At 71.0% G+C, this 20,153-nt stretch carries 19 protein-coding genes and 1 tRNA gene; 11 read left to right on the forward strand and 9 right to left on the reverse strand.

All coding sequences use genetic code 11. The features are described from left to right. Positions 1-18: 18 nt before the first annotated feature. The 3 genes from ACEXOR_RS15475 to ACEXOR_RS15485 all read right to left on the reverse strand — a co-directional run bounded on the left by ACEXOR_RS15475 (position 19) and on the right by ACEXOR_RS15485 (position 4,338). Complete coding sequence (locus ACEXOR_RS15475; RefSeq protein WP_374850620.1) at positions 19-1,200, reverse strand: MalY/PatB family protein; 1,182 nt, start codon at positions 1,198-1,200, stop codon at positions 19-21. A gap of 143 nt (positions 1,201-1,343) precedes the next feature. Next, on the reverse strand, positions 1,344-2,348 hold the full coding sequence (locus ACEXOR_RS15480; protein WP_374850621.1) for a serine hydrolase: 1,005 nt from the start codon (positions 2,346-2,348) through the stop codon (positions 1,344-1,346). Between the two features lie 22 nt (positions 2,349-2,370). After that, positions 2,371-4,338 (reverse strand): M13 family metallopeptidase, encoded by a 1,968-nt coding sequence (locus tag ACEXOR_RS15485; protein WP_374850622.1) that lies wholly within the window; start codon positions 4,336-4,338, stop codon positions 2,371-2,373. Between the two features lie 34 nt (positions 4,339-4,372). On the opposite strand from ACEXOR_RS15485, the gene ACEXOR_RS15490 reads away from it, so the two are divergent. Then, complete coding sequence (locus ACEXOR_RS15490) at positions 4,373-5,701, forward strand: MATE family efflux transporter (protein WP_374850623.1); 1,329 nt, start codon at positions 4,373-4,375, stop codon at positions 5,699-5,701. Positions 5,702-5,779: 78 nt separating this feature from the next. Here the strand turns inward: ACEXOR_RS15490 and ACEXOR_RS15495 are convergent, their stop codons facing one another. Next, positions 5,780-6,550, reverse strand: a complete 771-nt coding sequence (locus tag ACEXOR_RS15495) for an MBL fold metallo-hydrolase (protein ID WP_374850624.1) — start codon at positions 6,548-6,550, stop codon at positions 5,780-5,782. A gap of 4 nt (positions 6,551-6,554) precedes the next feature. Further along, positions 6,555-8,177, reverse strand: a complete 1,623-nt coding sequence (locus ACEXOR_RS15500) for an MFS transporter (protein ID WP_374850625.1) — start codon at positions 8,175-8,177, stop codon at positions 6,555-6,557. A 256-nt stretch (positions 8,178-8,433) separates the two neighbouring features. On the opposite strand from ACEXOR_RS15500, the gene ACEXOR_RS15505 reads away from it, so the two are divergent. From ACEXOR_RS15505 to ACEXOR_RS15515, 3 genes are read left to right on the forward strand one after another with little or no spacing between them, the layout of a single operon-like run. Next, positions 8,434-9,879: an MFS transporter gene (locus ACEXOR_RS15505; protein ID WP_374850626.1), complete on the forward strand. Its 1,446-nt coding sequence runs from the start codon at positions 8,434-8,436 to the stop codon at positions 9,877-9,879. A 12-nt stretch (positions 9,880-9,891) separates the two neighbouring features. Continuing rightward, positions 9,892-10,173, forward strand: a complete 282-nt coding sequence (locus tag ACEXOR_RS15510) for a helix-turn-helix transcriptional regulator (protein WP_374850627.1) — start codon at positions 9,892-9,894, stop codon at positions 10,171-10,173. 2 nt (positions 10,174-10,175) lie between these two features. Beyond that, the gene (locus ACEXOR_RS15515; protein ID WP_374850628.1) at positions 10,176-10,661 is read left to right on the forward strand and encodes a hypothetical protein; all 486 of its coding nucleotides are present in this window, start codon (positions 10,176-10,178) and stop codon (positions 10,659-10,661) included. A 27-nt stretch (positions 10,662-10,688) separates the two neighbouring features. Here ACEXOR_RS15515 and ACEXOR_RS15520 read toward each other — a convergent pair whose 3' ends face one another. Beyond that, complete coding sequence (locus ACEXOR_RS15520) at positions 10,689-11,555, reverse strand: AraC family transcriptional regulator (protein ID WP_374850629.1); 867 nt, start codon at positions 11,553-11,555, stop codon at positions 10,689-10,691. A gap of 125 nt (positions 11,556-11,680) precedes the next feature. Between ACEXOR_RS15520 and nucS the strand changes: the two genes are divergently transcribed. Together nucS and ACEXOR_RS15530 are read left to right on the forward strand one after the other, a co-directional pair. Then, positions 11,681-12,376 (forward strand): endonuclease NucS, encoded by a 696-nt coding sequence (gene nucS / locus ACEXOR_RS15525; protein WP_374850630.1) that lies wholly within the window; start codon positions 11,681-11,683, stop codon positions 12,374-12,376. 90 nt (positions 12,377-12,466) lie between these two features. Further along, the gene (locus ACEXOR_RS15530) at positions 12,467-12,868 is read left to right on the forward strand and encodes an SseB family protein (protein WP_374850631.1); all 402 of its coding nucleotides are present in this window, start codon (positions 12,467-12,469) and stop codon (positions 12,866-12,868) included. Positions 12,869-12,938: 70 nt separating this feature from the next. Here ACEXOR_RS15530 and ACEXOR_RS15535 read toward each other — a convergent pair whose 3' ends face one another. Continuing rightward, positions 12,939-14,111 (reverse strand): SLC13 family permease, encoded by a 1,173-nt coding sequence (locus ACEXOR_RS15535; protein ID WP_374850632.1) that lies wholly within the window; start codon positions 14,109-14,111, stop codon positions 12,939-12,941. A 97-nt stretch (positions 14,112-14,208) separates the two neighbouring features. On the opposite strand from ACEXOR_RS15535, the gene ACEXOR_RS15540 reads away from it, so the two are divergent. Next, complete coding sequence (locus ACEXOR_RS15540) at positions 14,209-14,880, forward strand: HAD hydrolase-like protein (RefSeq protein WP_374850633.1); 672 nt, start codon at positions 14,209-14,211, stop codon at positions 14,878-14,880. Positions 14,881-14,997: 117 nt separating this feature from the next. Here the strand turns inward: ACEXOR_RS15540 and ACEXOR_RS15545 are convergent, their stop codons facing one another. Beyond that, complete coding sequence (locus ACEXOR_RS15545; protein ID WP_374850634.1) at positions 14,998-16,119, reverse strand: choice-of-anchor D domain-containing protein; 1,122 nt, start codon at positions 16,117-16,119, stop codon at positions 14,998-15,000. Between the two features lie 136 nt (positions 16,120-16,255). On the opposite strand from ACEXOR_RS15545, the gene ACEXOR_RS15550 reads away from it, so the two are divergent. Together ACEXOR_RS15550 and ACEXOR_RS15555 are read left to right on the forward strand one after the other, a co-directional pair. Further along, a complete protein-coding gene (locus ACEXOR_RS15550; protein ID WP_374850635.1) occupies positions 16,256-17,581 on the forward strand; it encodes a coiled-coil domain-containing protein in 1,326 nt (441 codons plus the stop codon). 35 nt (positions 17,582-17,616) lie between these two features. Next, positions 17,617-18,366: an alpha/beta hydrolase gene (locus ACEXOR_RS15555; protein ID WP_374850636.1), complete on the forward strand. Its 750-nt coding sequence runs from the start codon at positions 17,617-17,619 to the stop codon at positions 18,364-18,366. A gap of 135 nt (positions 18,367-18,501) precedes the next feature. Here the strand turns inward: ACEXOR_RS15555 and ACEXOR_RS15560 are convergent. Next, positions 18,502-18,585, reverse strand: a tRNA-Leu gene (locus tag ACEXOR_RS15560). Positions 18,586-18,792: 207 nt separating this feature from the next. On the opposite strand from ACEXOR_RS15560, the gene ACEXOR_RS15565 reads away from it, so the two are divergent. Both ACEXOR_RS15565 and ACEXOR_RS15570 read left to right on the forward strand, forming a co-directional pair. Then, entirely contained in the window at positions 18,793-19,536 is a 744-nt protein-coding gene (locus ACEXOR_RS15565) for an FHA domain-containing protein (RefSeq protein ID WP_374850637.1), read from the forward strand. 5 nt (positions 19,537-19,541) lie between these two features. Further along, a complete protein-coding gene (locus ACEXOR_RS15570) occupies positions 19,542-20,150 on the forward strand; it encodes an FHA domain-containing protein FhaB/FipA (protein ID WP_374850638.1) in 609 nt (202 codons plus the stop codon). Positions 20,151-20,153 lie beyond the last annotated feature (3 nt).

Raw genomic sequence — 20,153 nt, forward strand, 5'->3', positions numbered from 1 at the left:
GGGGCCCACGGGGCCGGTTCAGGATGCGGCGGACCGGACGGCCAGGGCCATCCGCTCGACCGTCTCGCGGAGGAGGGGGCGCGGCATCGCGAACACGAGGCGCACGTGACCCTCGGAGCCGCGACCGCAGAGGGCGCCGTCGGTGAGCGTCACCCCGGCCTGTTCGCGCAGGAAGTCGGCGGGCGGAACGCCACCCCAGAGGTCGTCGCCGAGACCGCGAAGGTCGAGCCAGGCCAGGTAGGTGGCCTCGGGCATCCGGTACCCCACCTCCGGCAGCAGGTCGTGCAGCAGTGAGGCCAGCAGCCGTCGGTTGCCGTCGAGGTACTCCATCACGTCGGCGAGCCAGTCGCGGCCGTGCCGGTAGGCGGCGGTGCCGGCCACCACGCCGGGGGTGGCCGCACCGTGCTGCACGGCGAACCCGAACCGGCGGTACACCGCATCGTCGGTGTCGTTCGAGGTGATCAGCTGGGCGGCCTTGAGGCCCGGGATGTTCCACGCCTTCGACGCGCTCGTGCCCGTGACGGTGTGCGCGGCGGTCGCCTCCGAGATCGAGGCGTACGGGATGTGCCGGCGGCCGTCGAACCGCAGTGGCGCGTGGATCTCGTCGGCGAACACGCGCCCGCCGTTCTGCTCCACCACCCCGGCCACGGCCTCGAGCTCCACGCGGTCGAGCACCGTTCCCGTGGGGTTCTGCGGATTGCACAGCACGAGCGTGCCCGCGCCGTCGCGGAACGCCCGGTCGATCGCGGCGAGGTCGTGCCGCCAGCGCCCGCCTTCCTCGATGCCCGGCACCTCCACCACGGCCCGGCCGAGGGTGGGCGGGTAGCTCAAGAAGGGCATGTACGCCGGCGTCGGCACGATCACGGCCGACCCGGCGGGCGAGTACTCCGTCACGGCCACGCCGAGCGCGGCCATCACGTCGGAGACCGGATGCACGCGGCCCGGGTCGACCGGCCAGCCGTACTCGTCGAGCTGGTACTCCGCCGTCGCCTCGGCCAGATCACGGGCGGTGGCCGGCGAGAGGTACCCGAGCACCCCCGCGTCGACGGCGTCGTGCAGCGCCCGGGTCACCGCGGGCGCGGTGCCGAAGTCCATCTCGGCCACCCAGGCGCCGATCGTGCCGGGATGCAGGCTCCATTTGCGGCTGCTCGGCACATCCAGCTGCTCGGCGGCAATCCGGTCGTAGGGGTGCTCGGCCATCGTCTCCTCGCCCGATCCGCTCGCGAGAGGCCCACTCTGCCTCATCGCGACCGGCGCCGCCGCAGTGTTACCGGATGCGACGGACGCCAACCCCCGCACGCGTCAGCCCTCGCCGCTGCCTCCGGCCACCGCGCCCGGAGGCGTCAGTACACGTACTCCAGCACGTCGGTGCCCAGCGTGCGCATGGCGTCGAGCACGGCCAGCCGCCCCGGCAACTCGGCGTCGTTGAACCGCATCGTCACCGCGTAGGCGACTCCCCCGCGCGGCCCGGTCACCACGCCGGCCTCCGAACGGATGCCCGCATCCGTTCCGGTCTTGTTGAACAGCGTCAGCCCGTGGTCGGCTCCCACGTGCGCCAGCGGATCGAGCCCGAACGCGCTCGCGACCATCGACAGATCGGTGCCGAGGCTGAGCCAGCCGCGCACCAGGCGGGAGGTGGTCTCGTCGACCACCGTGCCCTGGTGCAGCCGGCCGAACAGGATGGCGAGCTCGCGCGCGGAGCCCACCGAGAGCTGCGGCGCGTCATCCGGACCGCGCTGCTCGCGCACGATGTCCAGCAGCAGGGTGCGGCGCAGGCCCAGCGACTCGGCCCGCGAGCGCACCGCGTCGAGGCCGATCCGCCGCAGCAGAACGTTGGTGGCCAGGTTGTCGCTCGTGGCCCCGATCAGCGCCGCGAGGTCGGCCACGGGCAGCGCCGGCACCTGGAGGTGCTGCCAGAGTCCGGAGTCGGCCACCGTGTCCTGCGCGGTGCGGTTCAGGATGCTCAGGGCCTCGGCCCCCGGGGCGGCGCGAACCGGTCTCGGCCTCGACTCCGGCGACCCCGCGGCGCCGAAACCCTGCGGAGAGGCAGCCGATGATCCGTCGCGGGCGGAGATGCGGGCCGCCACCTCGATCAACAGCAGCACCTTGCCGATCGAAGCGGTGGGTACCGAGAGATGGTCGTCGACCGAGAACAGGAGCGTTCCTGATCCGAGATCGACCGCGCAGGCCGTCACCTGCACCCCGGAGAGGGCGAGCTCGGTGAGCGAGGCGAAACCGCGGCGGAAGATGCCGCCCTGTCCGTCGTTGTCGATCGCATCCGAACGGCGACCGCGTGGCGCGGTCTCCTCGCGTTCGGATCGCGACCGACGGCGGATCGATTCCGGCATGCTCAGCTGACCTTCTCCCTGATCACCAGATGGTCACACGCTCGGCTGGGTTCAACCAGAGACCGTCGGCCTCGGTCACCTCGAAGGCGTCGTAGAACTCGCCGATGTTGCGCACGATCTGGTTGGCCCGGAACTCGTTCGGCGAGTGCGGGTCGATCGAGAGCAGCCGGATGACCTCCTCGTCGCGCGACTTCTGCTGCCAGGCCTGCGCCCAGGAGAGGAAGAACCGCTGGGCACCGGTGAGGCCGTCGACCACCGGCGGCTCGGCGCCGTCGAGCGAGAGCAGGTAGGCCTTCCAGGCGATGCCGAGACCACCCAGGTCGCCGATGTTCTCGCCGATGGTGAGCGCGCCGTTCACGTGGTGGTCGGGCACCTGCGCGGGGGCGAGCGCGTCGTACTGCGCGATCAGCGAGGAGGTGAGCTTCTCGAACGCCTCGCGGTCCTTCTCGGTCCACCAGTCGGTGAGCCGGCCGTCGCCGTCGAAGCGCGAGCCCTGGTCGTCGAAGCCGTGACCGATCTCGTGGCCGATCACCGCACCGATGGCGCCGTAGTTCGCGGCCGCGTCGCGGTTCTCGTCGAAGAACGGATGCTGCAGGATGGCCGCCGGGAAGACGATCTCGTTGAAGCCCGGGTTGTAGTAGGCGTTGATGGTCTGCGGCGTCATGAACCACTCGTCGCGGTCGAGCGGCTTGCCGATCTTGCCGAGCTCGCGCTGGAACTCGAACTCGCTCGTGGCCCGCACGTTCGCGATCAGGTCGGTGGGGTCGATCTCGAGCGAGGAGTAGTCGCGCCAGGTGGCGGGGAAGCCGATCTTCGGGGTGAACTTGGCCAGCTTCTCGAGGGCGCGCTCGCGGGTGGCCGGGCTCATCCACGGCAGGGTCGAGATCGACTCGCGGTAGGCCTCGATGAGGTTGGCCACCAGCACGTCCATCGCCGCCTTGGCGGTGGGCGGGAAGTGCTTCTCCACGTAGATGCGGCCGACGGCCTCGCCCATGGCGCCCTCCACGAGCGAGACGCCGCGCTTCCAGCGGTCGCGCATGCTCGGGGTGCCGGTGAGGGTGCGGGCGTAGAAGTCGAAGTTCTCCTCCACGAAGTCGTCGGAGAGGTAGGGAGCCCAGCCGTGCACGACCTGCCAGGCCAGCCAGTCCTTCCAGCTCTCCAGCGGGGCCTCGGCGAGCGCCGTCGCGAGCCCGGTGACGAAGCCGGGTTCGCGCACCACGAGCTCGTCGAACACGCCCTCCGGGGCCTCGAGGGCGTCGCGCCAACGGCCGAACAGGTCGGCCGCTCCGGTGGAGGAGGCGGGCAGCGAGACGAACTCGTTCCAGTCGAGCAGGTTGTAGGTGGCCTGCGCGTCGCGGGTGCGCACGTTGTCCCAGTGCGAGGCGGCGATCAGTGTCTCGAGCTCGAACACGCGCTGGGCCCGCTCGGCGGCCTGGTCGAGACCGGCGAGGGCGAGCATCCGTTCGATGTGGCCCACGTAGGCCTCGCGCACCGAGGCGAACTTCTCGTCGCGGTAGTAGCTCTCGTCGGGCAGGGAGATGCCTCCCTGCTCCACGAACACGAGGTAGCGCTCGGGGTTGCCCGGGTCGTTGTCGACGAAGAGGCGCAGCAGGCCCGGAACGCCCTGCCGCTCGAGGCGGCCGAGGATCTCGGCGAACGAGGCCCGGTCGTCGACGGTGTCGACCAGGGCGAGCTGCGGCTCGAGCGGAGCGGCGCCGAGCGCCTCGATGCGCTCCGTGTCCATGAAGCTGGTGAAGAGGTCGCCGAACTTACGGGCCTCGGTGCCCTCCGGCGCATCGGCCGACTCCTCGATGATGGCGCGAACGGCCTTCTCGGCCTCCTCCGCGAGCTCGTAGAACGAGCCGTAGCGGGCCTTGTCGTCGGGGATCTCGGTGCGCGCGATCCACTTGCCGTTCACGTGGCGGAACAGGTCGTCCTGCGGACGGACGGTGGGGTCGAGCTCTGACAGGTCGATTCCGGATGCAGTCACCCGACAACTCTACGCACCGGCCTAGGCTGAGCGGATGCCGAGTCTGGACCGCGACATCCTGCGGCTGGCCGTGCCCGCGCTCGGCGCCCTCGTGGCTGAACCGCTCTACCTCCTCACCGACACCGCGCTCGTGGGCCACCTCGGCGACACCGAGCTGGCCGGCCTCGGCGTGGCCGGAACCCTGCTGCAGACCGCGGTGGGCCTGCTGATCTTCCTCGCCTACGCCACCACGCCGGCCGTGGCCAGGCGGCTCGGCGCCGGAGACCAGCCGGGGGCGGTGAAGGCGGGCATCGACGGCATGTGGCTGGCCCTCGGCATCGGGGTGCTGCTCGCACTCGTGGCCTGGCCGCTCGCCGGCGCCGTGGTCGGCCTGTTCGGCTCCACCGCGGCGGTGTCGGAGGCCGCCACCACCTATCTCACCGTGTCGCTGATCGGGCTGCCGGGAATGCTGGTGGTCATCGCCGCGACCGGTCTCCTCCGCGGGCTGCAGGACACCCGCACCCCGCTGGTGGTGGCCGTGGGCGGCTTCGCCGTCAACGCCGCCCTGAACGCCGTGCTCATCTACGGCGCCGGCTGGGGCATCGCCGGCTCGGCGGCCGGCACCGTGGTCGCGCAGTGGGGGATGGCGGCGGTGTACGTCGTGATCGCCGTGCGGGCGGCCCGCGCATCCGGAATCGCCCTGCGACCCGGCCTCGACGGCGTCTCGGGAGCGGCCCTCGCCGGCGGCTGGCTGTTCGTGCGCACGGCGAGCCTGCGCGCAGCGCTCGTGGCCTCGGTGGTGGTGGCCACGTCGCTCGGCGTCACCGAACTGGCCGCCTTCCAGATCGCGCTCACCCTGTTCTCCACGCTGGCGTTCATCCTCGACGCGCTCGCGATCGCCGGCCAGGCCCTCGTGGGCCACGGGCTCGGTGCCGGGGAGGTCGACCGGGTGCACGCCGTCACGCGGCGGCTGATCCGCTGGGGCGTGCTGTCGGGGCTGGTTCTGGGGGTGCTGATCGCGCTCGTGGCACCCGTCGCCGGTGCGGTCTTCAGCCCCTCGATGGCGGTGCAGCAGGCGGTCACGGCCACCCTCTACGCCATGGCCGTCGGCGTGCCACTGGCCGGCTTCGTGTTCGTGCTCGACGGCGTGCTGATCGGGGCGGGGGATGCGCGCTACCTCGCGCTCGCCGGCCTGATGAACCTGGCGGTGTACGTTCCGCTGCTGGTGGTGGTGGCGATGTTCGGCCCCACCGGAACCGCGGGGCTGGTGTGGCTCTGGCTCGCATTCGGCCTCGGCTATATCGGCGCGCGGTCGCTCACCCTCGGCCTCCGAGCGCGCTCCTCCCGCTGGATCGTGACGGGCGCCCCCGCCCAGCACCCCTAGCCGCCCCCGCGACTCGTCCCATTTCGGGGCGCCACGCCGCACATCCTGGCGATTCGGGACGAGTCGCGGGGGTGCCGCCTAGACCGTGAAGACCGCTCCCGGGCGGGCGAGGTCGACGGCGCCGTCGAAGAGAACGGATGCGCGCGAGACCGCGTCATCCGCCGTGATCGTGTCGGCCACGTGCGTCAGCACCAGCCGCCCGGCACCTGCCGCCGCCGCGGTGCGGCCGGCGTCGTCGGGGGTATGGTGCACCGGCGCCTCGCCGCGCGGAACGGCCGCGTCGTAGCCCGCCTCGATCAGGAACAGGTCGGCCTTCTCGCCGATCTCCTCGAGCGATCCGCACGGTGCGGTGTCGCCCGAGTACGCGAAGCGCCGCTCCCCCTCGTCGACGGTGAGGCCGAAGGCCGGAACCCCGTGCTGCACCGCACCCCACGACAGGTCGAGCGAGCCCACCCGCAGGTCGCCGAACCCGCTCATCGGGCGGTGGTCGAACACCCGGGGCAGCTCGTCGACCGAGCTCGGGCCGAGGTACGCGGCGAGCCGGTCGAGCATGCCTTCCGGCGCGATCAGCGGGATGGGCGCCGCCGGGAGGGCGGCACCGAACCGCAGGGCGTAGTAGGCCACCAGCAGGTCGGCGGAGTGGTCGGCATGGCGGTGCGAGATCCAGATGGCGTCGAGCCGGTCGGGGGCCACGTGGCGCTGCAGCTCGGCGAGGGTCCCGGTGCCGGCGTCGATCCAGAGTGCCGTGCGCCCGCCCTCGGCCGACGGTTCGCCCTGCAGCAGGTAGCCGGAGCAGGCGTTCCCGGGTCTCGGGTACGGGGTCGCGGTTCCGAGCACGGTGAGCTGCATGCGTCTATTGTCTCGTGCCCGCTCCGGATGCCTCGCCGCCATCCGTCGCGCCCGCGCCGCTGCCCGCCCCGCCGGCGTACTCCGCGAACAGCGCATGCTCGGCCTCGCGGCGCGGATAGAACACGAACACGATCACCGCCCCGATCAGCATGGTGAGCATCCCGGTGCCGTAGGCCCAGTCGGCGCCGTCGAGGAACGACCGGCGGGCCGCCTCCACGATCCCGTCGGCGTAGTCGGGGTACTGCTTCGCGATCGAGACGGCGCCGTCGAACGACTTCTGCAGCTGCGCGGCGACATCCGCCGTGATTCCCGACCGCACCGAGGCGGGCGCGTCGGCGATCGAGCGGGCGATGGCCGACGCGTATCCCGCCGTGAGAATCGAGCCGAGCACCGACTGCATGATCGAGCCGCCGAGATCGCGCTGCAGGTCGGAGGTGCCCGACGCCATCCCCGCCCGCGCCACCGGCACCGAGTCGGTGAGCGACCGCGACGAGGGGGGCCCGGCCAGCCCCACGCCGATGCCCACGAGGGCGTACCCCACGCCGACGGGGAGGTAGCTCGCCCCTACGTCCCAGAACAGCAGCATGGTCAGAAAGCCCAGCAGGCAGAACGCGAACCCGAGCAGGAAGACCACGCGCGCGCCGTACCGCAGCACCAGCCGGCTCGACAGCGGCGCCACGCCCACCATCAGCGCCGCGGCCGGCAGGATGCTCGCCCCAGCCTCGAGGGCGTCGTACCCGAGCACGTTCTGCAGGAAGAGCTGCCCCACGTACATCGCACCCATCAGCGACCCGAACACGATGATGCCGCCCACCGCCGCCACCCAGAAGGTGGGCCGCGCGGCGATGCGCAGCTCATAGAGCGGGTTGCGGGCTCGGCGCTGCCGCAGCACGAACCCCACACCGGCCACCACGGCCACGGCGCCCAGCACCAGCGCGAACAGCTGCGCCCCCGGCACGGCCGCGAAGTTGATCGCCAGCACCAGCGCGGCCACGAGCACGATCGAGAGCACCCCGCCGAGGTTGTCCACCGGCTCGGTGCCCTCGTTCACCCTCGCGGGCACCACCGCCAGCACGATCACCAGCGTGACGGCGGCCAGCGGGATGGTCATCAGGAAGACGGCGCTCCAGTCGAACACGCCGATCAGATAGCCGGATGCGAGAGGGCCGAGAGCGGAGATGGCACCTCCCAGCCCCGACCACAGCGCGATGGCGGCGATACGTCTCGGCCCCGTCCAGAGCGCGGCGATCAGGGCGAGCGTGGTGGGGTAGGCCATGCCTGCGGCCACCCCGCCGAACAGACGGGCGACGAAGAGCACCTCGATGCTCGGCGCGTAGGCCGCGAGCAGCGCGGCCGGGATGCTCAGCAGGAGGCCGAGCACGAGCATCCGTTTTCTGCCGTACCGGTCGCCGAGGGCGCCGAGATAGAGCACCGAGCCGGCGAGGCCGAGCGAGAAGCCCACGGCCACGAGGTTCAGCGCGGTCTGCGAGGCGTCGAAGGCCTGCCCGATCGACGGCAGCGCCACGTTCGCCACCGACAGGTTGAGGTTGGCCACCCCCGACGCCAGAATCAGTGCCACGAGCACCAGCCCGCCGCGCGCCGGCGCGGTTCCTCCCCCAGCAGCCACCTGCGTCCCCCTCCCGCCCACGTTCAGCGCCGACGTTCTGCCACGTTCTGCGCGTCCACGTTCAGCGCCCACGTTCTGCGCGCCCACGTTTCTGGCACGACAGTATCGCCAACGCCCCACCCAGCCCCACCCCTGGGCGCCGGGCACCTGGCCGGGCACCCGGCCATCCACCGGCGGAACGACGGAGGTTCGCGCCGACACGCCGCCACACGTCCGTCGATACCTCGATCCGGCCCGAATCTCCGTCGTTCCGCCGGTGGAAGGCCCGCGACGGCACCGGCCGCTCGCTACGGTAGTCGAGACGATCTCGTCGTCACCCCGTCGCATCCTCGCCACCCCACCTCGGGGCCGGTCGCCGCCGCCGGATGCCCGCCCCGCACGCACCCCCGCAGGAGTTCCGATGACGACCGCCCTCCCCACCCGCCGCCTGCTCGCCTGGCGCAACGCGATCTTCGTGATCTTCGCGCTCAGCGGCATCTCCATCGCGAGCTGGGTGGCACGGCTGCCGGCCGTGCGCGACCAGCTGGGCATCGACACCGCCCAGGTGGGCCTGCTCATCTTCGCCATGGCGGCGGGCTCGGTGGTGGGCCTCATCGCCGCCCCTCCGCTGATGGCCCGCATCGGTGCCCGCGCCGGAATGGTGGTGGTGCTCTGCCTGGTGGCCGCGGGCCTCGTGGGAATCGGCTCAGGCACCGGCATCGCCGCCGCCGGTCTCGTGGCCGTGAGCCTCGCGGTGTTCGGCTTCGGCAACGGAGCGGTCGACGTGATGATGAACGTCGAGGGCGCCGCCGCCGAGCGCGCCATCGGCAAGACGCTGATGCCGCTGATGCACGCCTTCTTCAGCTTCGGAACCGTCGCCGGCGCGGGAATCGGCGCCCTCGCATCCTGGCTCGCCGTGCCCGTGCCCGTTCACCTGGCGATCATGGCCGTGGTCATCGTGGTGGCCGCGTTCGTGGCGGTGCGGTTCGTGCCCGAGGGTGCCGAGGCCGCCGCCGCAGCAGCAGCAGCAGCAGACACCGCCGCTCACGACACCGCGACGACGGATGCCGCCGGCCTGCCGGCCGCCGGCGCCACTCCCGCCAAGCCGCCCTTCCGCGAGCGCCTCGCCCAGTCCCTGTCGGTGTGGCGCGATCTGCGGCTCCTCGCCATCGGCGTCATCATGCTCGGCATGGCCTTCGCCGAGGGCTCGGCCAACGACTGGCTCGCCATCGCGGTGGTCGACGGCTACGACCAGTCGAACACCACCGGCGCCATCGCCTTCGGCGTCTTCACCGTGTCGATGACGCTCGGCCGGGTGGCCGGCGGGCCCGTGCTCGACCGCTTCGGCCGGGTGCCGGTACTCCGGGTGAGTGCGGCGCTCGGCGTGCTGGGGCTGGTGGCGTTCATCTTCGCGCCGGTGCCGTGGGTGGCGTTCGTCGGAGCCGCCTTCTGGGCGCTGGGCTGCTCGCTGGGCTTCCCGGTGGGCATGTCGGCCGCCGCCGACACCGACGACCCGAAGCTGTCGGCCGCCCGCGTGAGCGCGGTGGCGATCATCGGGTACGTGGCCTTCCTGGTGGGCCCGCCGGTGATCGGTCTGCTCGGCCACGAATTCGGCATCCTGAACGCCCTGCTGGTGGTGCTCGTGCTCGTGGTGCTTGCGGGCCTCGCCTCCCCCGCGGCGCGTGAACCGGGCCGCCGCCCTGCTGCGACTCACAAAATGTAGTACATTTACTACATGCCGAAGCAAAAACAAGACGAGGTGGTGCAGTTCTACACGCGCCTTCCGGTCTTGCGGGCAGAACGCGGGCTCAGCAGAAAAGAGCTCGCCGAGGCCGTCGGTGTGCACTACCAGACCATCGGGTACCTCGAACGCGGCGAGTACAGCCCGAGCCTCGTGCTCGCGCTGCGGATCGCCCGTCATCTCGGGCTGCCGCTCGAGGCGGTGTTCTCCCTGCAGCCCTTCCCCACCCTGTCCGGGCAGATCTACGCCCCACCCGGCCAGCCGACCGAGGAGTGACCATGCCAGTGAACAGCAGCTACCAGCAACGACGTGCCGCCCGCCTCGACGACCCGACCATGGAGGGCCTGCGCAACCCGCGGGCGCGGCGACGGCTCGCGGCAGGGCTCATCACCCTCTTCGCCATCGAGGTCGCGGCCTTCTTCACCGTGCACCTGATGCCCCTCGTGGTCTTCATCGGCATCATGGTGGTGGTCATCATCGCGGGGGTGCTGCTGCTCGGTGCCCTCAAGGCGTCGACCCGGGGCGTCGAGGAGCTCTCTCCAGACGTCCTCGACGAGCGTCAGGCACAGCTGCGCGGGGAGATCTTCGCGCGGTCGTACTGGGCGCTCGGCGCGGCGTCGCTGATCGCCTGCATCCTGGTGGTTCTGATGGGCCAGCCGTGGTGGCCGCTCGACGGTGTGGCGGCCGCCGTGGTGCCGGCACTGCTGGTGCAAGTGGTCGTCACCCTCCCGACCTTCGTCACCGCCCTGCGGGTCCGCGTCTGACGGAGCCGCCCGGGCACCCCGACGGACTCATGCTCGTTCGACCGGCATCCAGAGTTCGGTGGTCGCCGTGCTGAAGTCGTCGGCTCGGTCGAGCACCGCCACGATCGATGGCCCTGGGCGGAGTCGCCACGGGTTCGAGGGGAACCACTCCGACGCCGTGGCCGCCCAGATCGACTGAAGCGCCTGGGGGTACGGGCCTGCGGCACCGAACACGGCCCACTCCCCGGCCGGAACCTCGATCACGTCCAGGCCCGACGGGATCGCGGTCCCCTCCCTGATGGCGACCCCGTGCAGGTACGTGAGCTCACTGCCCTCCGTGTAGTCAGGATCTACGTCGGCGCTCACCTGCAGCAGGCCGGACGGCTCCGTGTTGCTCAGTTCTTTGAGACGAGCGTGCTCTTCTGGGGGCAAAGACGCGATGAAGGCACCGATGTTCGGGTTGATGCCCTCATGGATGAGCGGCACTCGGGCCGAACGTCCGACGAGTCGGAACGCGTTCCGGGTGATTATGCGGGTGTCCATCGGGCTGTCCCCTTCTACGGTCAGGCGGAACCTGAGTTGCGGTTGAGTGCGAAGAGGGCCACCGTCTCGCCGCGCGTCGCCGGGGCTGGCGCCGTGCACCGCCCTGAACGCTCGACCGAATGCCTCGGCCGAGCCGCACCCGTGGCGCACCGCGATTCCCAACAGCTCGCCGTCACCGAGGACGTCTGCCGCTGCGACCGTCATGCGACGGCGACGGACGTACTCTGACAGCGGCATGCCCGCCAACGACGAGAACATGCGCCGAAGGTGATACTCGGTGGTGCCGAGGTCTGACGCCAGGCTCACCAGATCGACGTCCGCGGCGAGGTCGTCCTCGATCAGTTCGACGAGTCGGTTGAGGTGTGCGATCACGGTTTCCCCTTTCGATGCCCAGCCTGCCGGGAGATCCATCCTCAGACCCAACTATCGCGGTCCGATCCGATCGCGTGCTGGTCGTCCACGGACTCCGGGGTCGGGTTCTCTACTACTCTGAGTCGGTGCGTCTCGTCATTGCCACCTGTTCCGTCGACTACGCGGGTCGTCTCAGCGCCCACCTGCCGCTGGCGAAACGCCTGCTGATGCTCAAGAGCGACGGCAGCATCCTGGTTCACAGCGACGGCGGCTCGTACAAACCCCTCAACTGGATGAGCCCGCCCTGCACCCTCACGGTGCTCGAGCCCGATGCCGACCAGGCGGATGCGGGCATCACCGAGCTCTGGAAGGTCACCCAGAAGAAGACCGACGACGTGCTCGTCGTCTCGCTGCACGAGATCGAGCACGACTCGGCGCACGAACTCGGCATCGACCCCGGTCTCGTCAAGGACGGCGTCGAGGCGCACCTGCAGAAGCTGCTCGCCGAGCAGATCGAGCTGCTGGGCGACGGCCACACGCTGGTGCGGCGCGAGTACATGACCGCGATCGGCCCCGTCGACATCCTGGCGCGCGACTCGGCCGGGGCATCCGTGGCGGTGGAGATCAAGCGCCGCGGTGACATCGACGGCGTCGAGCAGCTCACCCGCTACCTCGAGCTGATGAACCGCGACCCGCACCTCTCCCCCGTGCAGGGTGTGTTCGCCGCGCAGGAGATCAAGCCGCAGGCGCGCACGCTGGCCCTTGACCGTGGCATCCGCTGCGTCACGCTCGACTACGACGCGATGCGCGGCCTCGACGACGCCGACTCCCGCCTCTTCTGACCCTGAAACACCAGTTCCGTCACTTTTCGCCCTTCCCGCGGCGTTTTCGGGCCGAAATCGACGGATCCGGGCTGTCGTTAGGCTTGAGGAGTGGCTACTCGCGCACCCGCCTTTCCCAAGTCGTACTCGAACCGACCGCTCCGCAAGGCGCTCGAGACCTTTGCGGCCCTGCCGAACCGCACCACGCTCGACGCCCTGCTGAAGGCGATGCGCTCAGGCGGCCTCGTGGTCGACATCACCGGCACCACGGATGCGGCAGACCCGCAGCTGCGCACCCTGCTCTCCACGTCGGGTGAGCCGGTTCTCCCCTTGTTCACCTCGATCGCCGAGCTTCGGCTCGCCGTGCCCGAGGAGCAGCGGGCCGCGGCCCAGGCGATGATCCTGCCCGCCGCCGAGGCCCTCGCCCTCGTCACCACCGCCGACTTCGTGGCCGTGCAGTTCGACGCCGGCAGCCTCGCCCAGGTGGTGAAGCGCGACCTCGTGCTGCCCTGACGGCCGCACCCACGCATCCGGAGCAGCGGCCCCGCCGCACATCCGGAGCAGCGGCCCCGCCATGCAGAGGTCAGGCAGTGAACGCGAGCGCCAGCGTGGCCAGCGGCACGATGATCACGGCGGCGATGAGCCCCAGGCCCATGAACCGCGGCCACGAGATGGTGACCCCGTGCGCCGCGAGCCGCTGGTGCCAGAGCAGGGTGGCCAGCGACGCCCACGGGGTGACGAGCGGCCCGAGGTTCACCCCGATCAGAATCGCCACCAACCGCAGCTGGCTCCCCGCCTGCGGCTCGAGCACGAGGTAGGCCGGCAGGTTGTTGATGCCGTTGGCGCTCACGGCGGCCACCGCCGAGAGGTGCAGCAGGCTCAGCGGGTCGTCACCGGTGCCGCTCACCGAAGCGAGCAGGTCTTCGAGGCCGTGCGCGTGCGCCGCCTCCACGAGCACGAAGAGCCCGAGCGCGATGCCGAGCGCCTGCCACGGAACGAGCGACACCCGGATGGCCCCACGACGCCGCACCAGGAACGCCGCGACAAGCAGCACGGCCGCCACCCCGGCCACGATTTCCACCGCGATGCCCGACACGAGCATCGGCAGCAACAGCGCCACCACCACGGCCGCGAACACCAGCAACGGCCGGTCGCCCACGGGCTCACGCTCCGGCGTCACGTACCGCCCGGCGAGCCGGGAGCGGTACACGAACGACAGGATGGCGACGCTCACCACCACACCCACCAGCGCCGGCGCCCACACCACCCCGAGATACTGCGCCGGCCCGCCGTCGAACGACTGGGCCGCGAGCAGGTTCGTGAGGTTCGACACCGGCAGGAAGAGCGAGGCGGTGTTGGCCAGCCACACCGTGGCGAGCGCGAACGGGATGGGCGAGACGCCCACGTGGATGGCGAGCACCACCACCACGGGCGTCACCAGCACCGCGGTCGTGTCGAGCGAGAGGAAGGCGGTGCTCACGATGGCGAGCAGGATGACGAGGATCCAGAGGGCCCAGATGCGCCCGCGTCCCCACCCGGCCATCCGCTCGGCGAGGGTCGAGAACACGCCGGCCTTGCTGGCGAGCTCGGCCACGATGGTGATGCCCACCACGAACGCGAGCACGGGAGCCACCCGCTCGATCAGCGCTCCGAAGTCGTCCCACGGCAGAACGCCGGTGGCCACCACCACGACGGCCGCCACGAGGAGCAGCACCGTGATGAGAGCCGGGATGCGGCGAGCAGCGGAGGCGACCATGACTCGGTGAGTCTAGAGCCGTCGACGACCCCTCACCTTCAGGTTGTCCCCGAGCCGACACGGGGCCGCGCCCCCGACCGACCGTAGGATTGCTCAGGTGACTCGTCAGATCCCCGCCAAGCCGTGGTCGTGCATCCTCTTCGACCTCGACGGAACCATCACCGACTCGGCCCCCGGCATCATCGGCCGCCTCTCGCGCACCCTGCAAGCCATGGGCCGGCCGGTACCGTTGCCGGCCGAACTGGTGGCGTTCGTGGGGCCGCCGATCCTCGACGGTTTCCGCGACGTCGCCTCGATGAACGAGGCGGAGTCCCGTGAGGCGCTGACGGTGTACCGCGGCCTCGCCGCCTCCGACGGCCCGCAGGACGACTCGACGGTGTACCCGGGCATGCTCGGCCTGGTGCGCACGCTGCACGAGGCCGGCATCCCGTTGGCGCTCGCCACGTCGAAGTCGGAGACGCAAGCCGCGCGCATCCTGCAGCACCTCGAGGTGGCCGACTGCTTCGAGGTCATCTGCGGATCGTCGGAGGATGAGACCCGCAGCGCGAAGGCCGACGTGGTGGAGGAGGCGCTGCGCCGCCTCATCGAGCAGGGCGTCGACCTCTCGAACATCGTGCTGGTGGGCGACCGCGAGCACGACGTGCACGGGGCCGCGGCCCACGGCGTGCCCACCATCATGGTCGAGTGGGGCTACGGCTCACCCGCCGAGGCGGTCGGTGCCATCGCCGTCGTGCACTCGGTCGACCAGCTCCGCGCAGCCCTGCTGTAGCCGTCGCCCTCGCTTCGGGCCGACTCCGCGTCAGCCCGTCACCCGTCTTCGGCGGGCAGGCACGCGAAACGGCCTGCCGGCTCCGGATGCCCCCGAGAGCCGACAGGCCGCGTTCGATCAGCGGGTGCGACGCCGCATCCGCCATGCTCCGGCGAGCGCGATGGCGCCCGCGAGCATGGTGAGCCCGGAGAACCAGACCGCGGCACTCACATCACCGCCGGTGTTGGCCAGCGTTCCGGACCCTGAGCCGCTCCGCGTACCCGAGGCACCGCCGACCGAAGCGCCGCCGCCCGAGGAGCCGCCGCCCCCGGGCCGACTGCTCGACCCGGCTCCACCGGCAGACGTGGGCGCCGGTGACGGCACGGGAGTGGGCGACGGCGTGGCCGACGGCGTCGGCGTGGGGCTGGGCGTCGGCTTCGGGTCGGGCGGCACCACCACGGCCGTCGCGCTCGCGGTGAACGGGATGACCTGCGTCACGCCCTTCGCCTCCGGGTCGCCGTTCATCGGCCGACCGGTGATCTGGATGGTGCCGGTCAGTGAACCCGCAGCGGTCGGCGCGAAGGTCACGTCGACGGTGGCGGTTCGGCCCGGCGCATACGTCGCACCGGTGCCGAACGACGATCCGCCCACCCGCATCGACGGCAGCGGAAGTGAGCCGAGGTCGAGCATCCGCACGTCGCTCTCTGCGAAGGCCAGAGGATCGATCCCCTGAATCGACAGGAACAGTCGCTTCGTGACCGTCTTGCCCACCTCGACACTGCCGAACGCCAGCGGAGAGATGCCCCCGCTCGACGAGACCTCGAAGAACGCCCGATCCGTCGTCAGCGACTCGGCCCTGAACTGCAGCTTCAGCTCAGCGGTTCCAGGCCGATCGTGGTCGACCGCGGTCAAGGTGACCGTCTGCGTCGGCACCAGCGGCGCAGGCGGCGCGGTGAGCGTGACGGTGATGGTGCGGCGCTGACCAGGGGCGATGACATCCGTCGCCGTGATCGACGTCGACGTGAGGGCGAAGACCCCCGTGAGCGCGCTGAGCGGAGCCGGATCGATCGTCACCGAGTCGGTGCCGTCGTTGAGGATGTCGATGGTGCGGACCACCACGGTGCCCTGCTTCACGTACCCGAAGTCGGGCAGCAGTCGCGGCATCGAGATGGACACCTGGTCGCCCGGCGCAGCAGACGCCGGGGCGGCGGCCGCGCCCAGCGCACCCGCCGCGAGCAGCACCGCGGCCAGTACAGCCATCGGTCGAGAACGGTTGTGAGGTCTCATGGGGACTCTCTCGGTTAGAAGGGAAAAGACATCTCCCACGATGCAGCCGTAGCCGCCGACCCCGTTATGAGCAATCACTACTCAATCAAGCTCTCCGTACCATTGACCCATGGCCGACTTCTCCCTCCTCCCGAGCCTGATCGTGCTCGCCGTGGTGCTGGTGGGCCTCGCCGCGGTGTCCACCGCCCTCCGCCTCCGAAGCAACCGCAACGGCCGCAGCAACCGCAGCAACCGCAACGGCACAGGCACCCGAGACCCCGACACCTCCGGCGCCCCCGCCCGAATCCCCCTCGACGACCTCGTGAGACGCGCCAACATCCAGCTCGTGCAGATGGACGACGCCATCCGTGACGCCGCCGACGAGCTCGAGTTCGCCCGCGCCGAGTTCGGCGACGCCGCCGTGCACGACTTCGCCGACGCCCTCGCGACGGCCCGCGGGCGCGCCTCCGAGGCCTTCTCGATCAAACAGCGCCTCGACGACTCCGTGCCCGACTCCGAGCAGCAGCAGCGCGACTGGAGCAAGCGCATCCTGTCGCTGAGCGACTCAGCCCTTGCTCTCGTCACCACCCAGACCCGGGCCATCGGCGAGCGCCGCCGGGCCGAGACGGCCGCCCCCGCCACCCTCGCCCGCCTGAACGACCGCATCGAGGCGGCCCGCACGCGCATCCCGCTCGCCGCCGCCACCCTGGCCGAACTCGCCGACGCCTACGACCCCGACGCCTGGTCCGACGTCGCCGGCAACGACGACCGGGCCGCCGCAGCCCTCGACGAGGCGCAGCGCACGTCGGCCGAGACGAGCGAGTCGCTGCAGGAGACGACCGTCGCCCCCGTCGCCCGCCTGGTGCAGCAGGCCGAGACGTCGCTCCGCGAAGCGGTCGCCCTGCTCGACTCCCTCGACCGCACCCGTGACGCCCTCCGCGACGCCCGGCTCAGGAGAACACAGGCCCTCGACGCCGCCCGTGCCCGGCTCGTCGACGCCGAAACCCTCCGCCGCACCGTCGACGACGCCGAGGCCGCCCAGCGCATCCTCGACTCCGAGAAGCGGATGCGCGACGCCGTCGCGGCGGCCGAGGCGCGGCGCCCCGCGCATCCGTCGGCCGACATCGACGCCCTCGACGCCGCAGCCACCGACCTGGATCTCGCCCTCGCCACCGCCCGCACCGCCCAGCAGCGCCTCGACTCGGCCCGCGAGGCGCTCGTGGGCGCCGTGCAGATCGCCGAGAGCCACATCCGCACCGCGAGCGACCTCATCTCCTCGCGCCGCGCCGGTGTGGGTACGGATGCCCGTACCCGCCTGGCCTCCGCCGAGCGCGAGCTGGCGCTGGCCCGTCTCGAGTCCGACCCGGTCGCCGCCCTCGACGGCGCCCGTCGTGCCGCCACCCTCGCGACCGATGCCGACGCCCTGGCCCGCTACGACACCCTGCACACCCGTTGAAACCGCGGCATCCGCCCGAGAATCCCACGATCATCATGCTGAACCACCCCCGCTCCCTCTTCCGCGTCATCGCCAGAACCGCCGCCGCCCTCGCCGCCCTCGTGCTCGCCGCCGTGCTGGTCTTCCTCGTCGACGCCCACACCACGTACTCCGCCGAGCTCGAGCCGGTGCAATCGGTGGCCGAGAACCCTGCGATCGACATCAGCTGGACGTACGACGACGTGGTCATGCGCCCCGTCGCCGACGCGAACGGCACCGGCCTCGTCTTCTTCGCCGGCGCGAAGGTCGATCCACTCTCCTACGCCTACAAGCTCAGCAGCCTCGTCGAGCGCGGTACCACCGTGGTGATCGTACGTCCCGTTCTCAACTTCGCGATCCTCGAGTTCCGGCCGCTCAGCACGTTCACCCGAGCGGTTCCCGAGGTCGACGACTGGTTCGTCGGCGGCCACTCGCTCGGCGGCGTCAAGGCCTGCCAGTACGCGGCCGACTCCGACGTGCGCGGCCTCGTGCTGCTCGGTTCGTACTGCGCGGGCGACGAGTCGCAGCTCGGCAAGCCCGTGGTCTCGGTCTCGGGCAGCGACGACGGGCTCAGCACTCCCGCGAAGATCGACGCGTCACGCGCCGATCTGCCCGCCGACACCGTCTTCGTCGAGATCGACGGCGCCAACCACGCCGCTTTCGGCGATTACGGCGTGCAGCCGGGCGACGGCACGGCCTCCATCGACGACGAACGGATGCGCGCCCTCCTCACCGAGGCCCTTCAGCAGGTCGTCACCACCCGCTGAGACAGCGGCGGGGTACCACGGAGTCCGCCGGATCCGCCATCTCTGGACGACGAATGCCGGAGACGACGAAAGCCGGAGACGACGAATGCCGGCCGCCGGGGTTGAACCCCGGTCGACCGGCATGTGTATCGTTCGTGCGCGAGGGGGGACTTGAACCCCCACGCCCTTTCGAGCACTGGCACCTGAAGCCAGCGCGTCTGCCAATTCCGCCACTCGCGCGAACTAGGAGAGATTAGCACGCGAGTCGCGGAGGTGTGAAACCAGGGCCGCGCGCACCGGTGAGAGCGCATTAACACGCAAGACAAGTAACATCGACCTAGCATTCACGCCTTGAACAGCACGCGCCCCCTGCGCGACGCATCGAACGACACCCCGACTCCTCCTTACTGAGGCCGAGTGATGCCGCGAGAAAGGAACGAAAGAGACGTGGGAATACTGGACAACTTCGAGAAGGGTCTCGAGCGCGCCGTCAACGGCGCCTTCGCGAAGACCTTCCGCTCGGGGCTCCAGCCGGTCGAGATCTCCTCCGCGCTGAAGCGGGAGCTCGACACGAAGGCCGCCGTGGTCTCCCGTGACCGCATCCTGGCTCCCAACGGCTTCCGCGTGCTGCTCGCCTCCTCCGACTACCAGCGCATGGTCGGCATCGGCCCCACGCTCATCGACGACCTGAATCAGATCGTTCAGCAGCACGCCGCCCAGCAGGGCTTCCAGTTCGCGGGCGCCGTCTCGATCGATCTGGTCGAGGAGCCCCGCCTCACCACCGGCGTCGTGCAGATCGACTCGGCCAACGTGCAGAGCCAGGTCAGCTGGACTCCGGTGCTCGACGTGGCCGGCCGTCGCCATCCCATCACGAAGGCCCGCACCATCGTGGGCCGCGGCAGCGACGCCGACATCACCATCGACGACACGGGAACCTCCCGCAAGCACGTCGAGATCCTGTGGGATGGCTCGCACGCCCAGGCGCGCGACCTCGGTTCCACGAACGGCTCGCAGTTGAACGGCCGTCCGTTCCAGCGGGCCAACCTCGACCCCGACTCGGTCATCCTGATCGGGCGCACGAACATCGTCTTCCGCATCGTGCCGCAGTCCTCGACGGGCCAGGGCCAGAGCCCGCGCCCGGCCGCCCAACCGCGCGGTTCCGCCGCCGACCCCGGCGGATTCTGGGGATAGGCGACATGAGCGAACTGACTCTCCTCATCCTGCAGCTGGCGTTCCTGGCCCTGCTGTGGGTGTTCATCTTCATCGTGGTCTACGCGATGCGGTCCGACCTGTTCGGGCAGCGCGTGCGCAAGCTCCGCAGCGACGCGGCCCCGGCGGCCGCGGGTGCTCCCGGCGCAGCCGCATCCGTCCCCGCCCCGGCCGGAGCCGCAGCGGGAGCCGCCGGCGTCGCGGCAGCAGCCCCGGCCCCCGCCGCACCTCCCGCGCCCAAGGTCCCCACCTTCATCCCGGCCCCCGGCACCGAGCTCGCCGGCCCACCGCGCGCCACCACGGCCAACGCCGGCCGCCTGGTCATCACCTCGGGTGTCAAGTCGGGCACCGACATCCCGCTCGGCACCGAGCCGCTCACCATCGGGCGGTCCTCCGACTCGAGCGTGGTCATCCGCGACGACTACACCTCCACCCACCACGCCCGGCTGATGGTCTGGGGCGAGGAGTGGGTCATCCAGGATCTCGACTCCACCAACGGCACCTTCCTCGACGGCCAGCGTGTCACCTCCCCGGTGCACGTCCCCCTCAATACGCCGATCCGCATCGGCGCCACGAGCTTCGAACTGCGGCGGTAGCCT

The sequence above is a fragment of the Herbiconiux liangxiaofengii genome, from assembly GCF_041927335.1.
Classification (GTDB): Bacteria; Actinomycetota; Actinomycetes; order Actinomycetales; family Microbacteriaceae; genus Herbiconiux; species Herbiconiux liangxiaofengii.

Bases quoted from the DNA above. Each gene is read 5' to 3' on its own strand.
- ACEXOR_RS15550 (WP_374850635.1), top strand. From the start codon at position 16,256: ATGGCCGACTTCTCCCTCCTCCCGAGCCTGATCGTGCTCGCCGTGGTG.
- ACEXOR_RS15545 (WP_374850634.1), bottom strand. From the start codon at position 16,119: ATGGCTGTACTGGCCGCGGTGCTGCTCGCGGCGGGTGCGCTGGGCGCG.
- ACEXOR_RS15535 (WP_374850632.1), bottom strand. From the start codon at position 14,111: ATGGTCGCCTCCGCTGCTCGCCGCATCCCGGCTCTCATCACGGTGCTG.
- ACEXOR_RS15475 (WP_374850620.1), bottom strand. From the start codon at position 1,200: ATGGCCGAGCACCCCTACGACCGGATTGCCGCCGAGCAGCTGGATGTG.
- ACEXOR_RS15510 (WP_374850627.1), top strand. From the start codon at position 9,892: ATGCCGAAGCAAAAACAAGACGAGGTGGTGCAGTTCTACACGCGCCTT.
- ACEXOR_RS15495 (WP_374850624.1), bottom strand. From the start codon at position 6,550: ATGCAGCTCACCGTGCTCGGAACCGCGACCCCGTACCCGAGACCCGGG.
- ACEXOR_RS15490 (WP_374850623.1), top strand. From the start codon at position 4,373: ATGCCGAGTCTGGACCGCGACATCCTGCGGCTGGCCGTGCCCGCGCTC.
- ACEXOR_RS15555 (WP_374850636.1), top strand. From the start codon at position 17,617: ATGCTGAACCACCCCCGCTCCCTCTTCCGCGTCATCGCCAGAACCGCC.
- ACEXOR_RS15480 (WP_374850621.1), bottom strand. From the start codon at position 2,348: ATGCCGGAATCGATCCGCCGTCGGTCGCGATCCGAACGCGAGGAGACC.
- ACEXOR_RS15570 (WP_374850638.1), top strand. From the start codon at position 19,542: ATGAGCGAACTGACTCTCCTCATCCTGCAGCTGGCGTTCCTGGCCCTG.
- ACEXOR_RS15515 (WP_374850628.1), top strand. From the start codon at position 10,176: ATGCCAGTGAACAGCAGCTACCAGCAACGACGTGCCGCCCGCCTCGAC.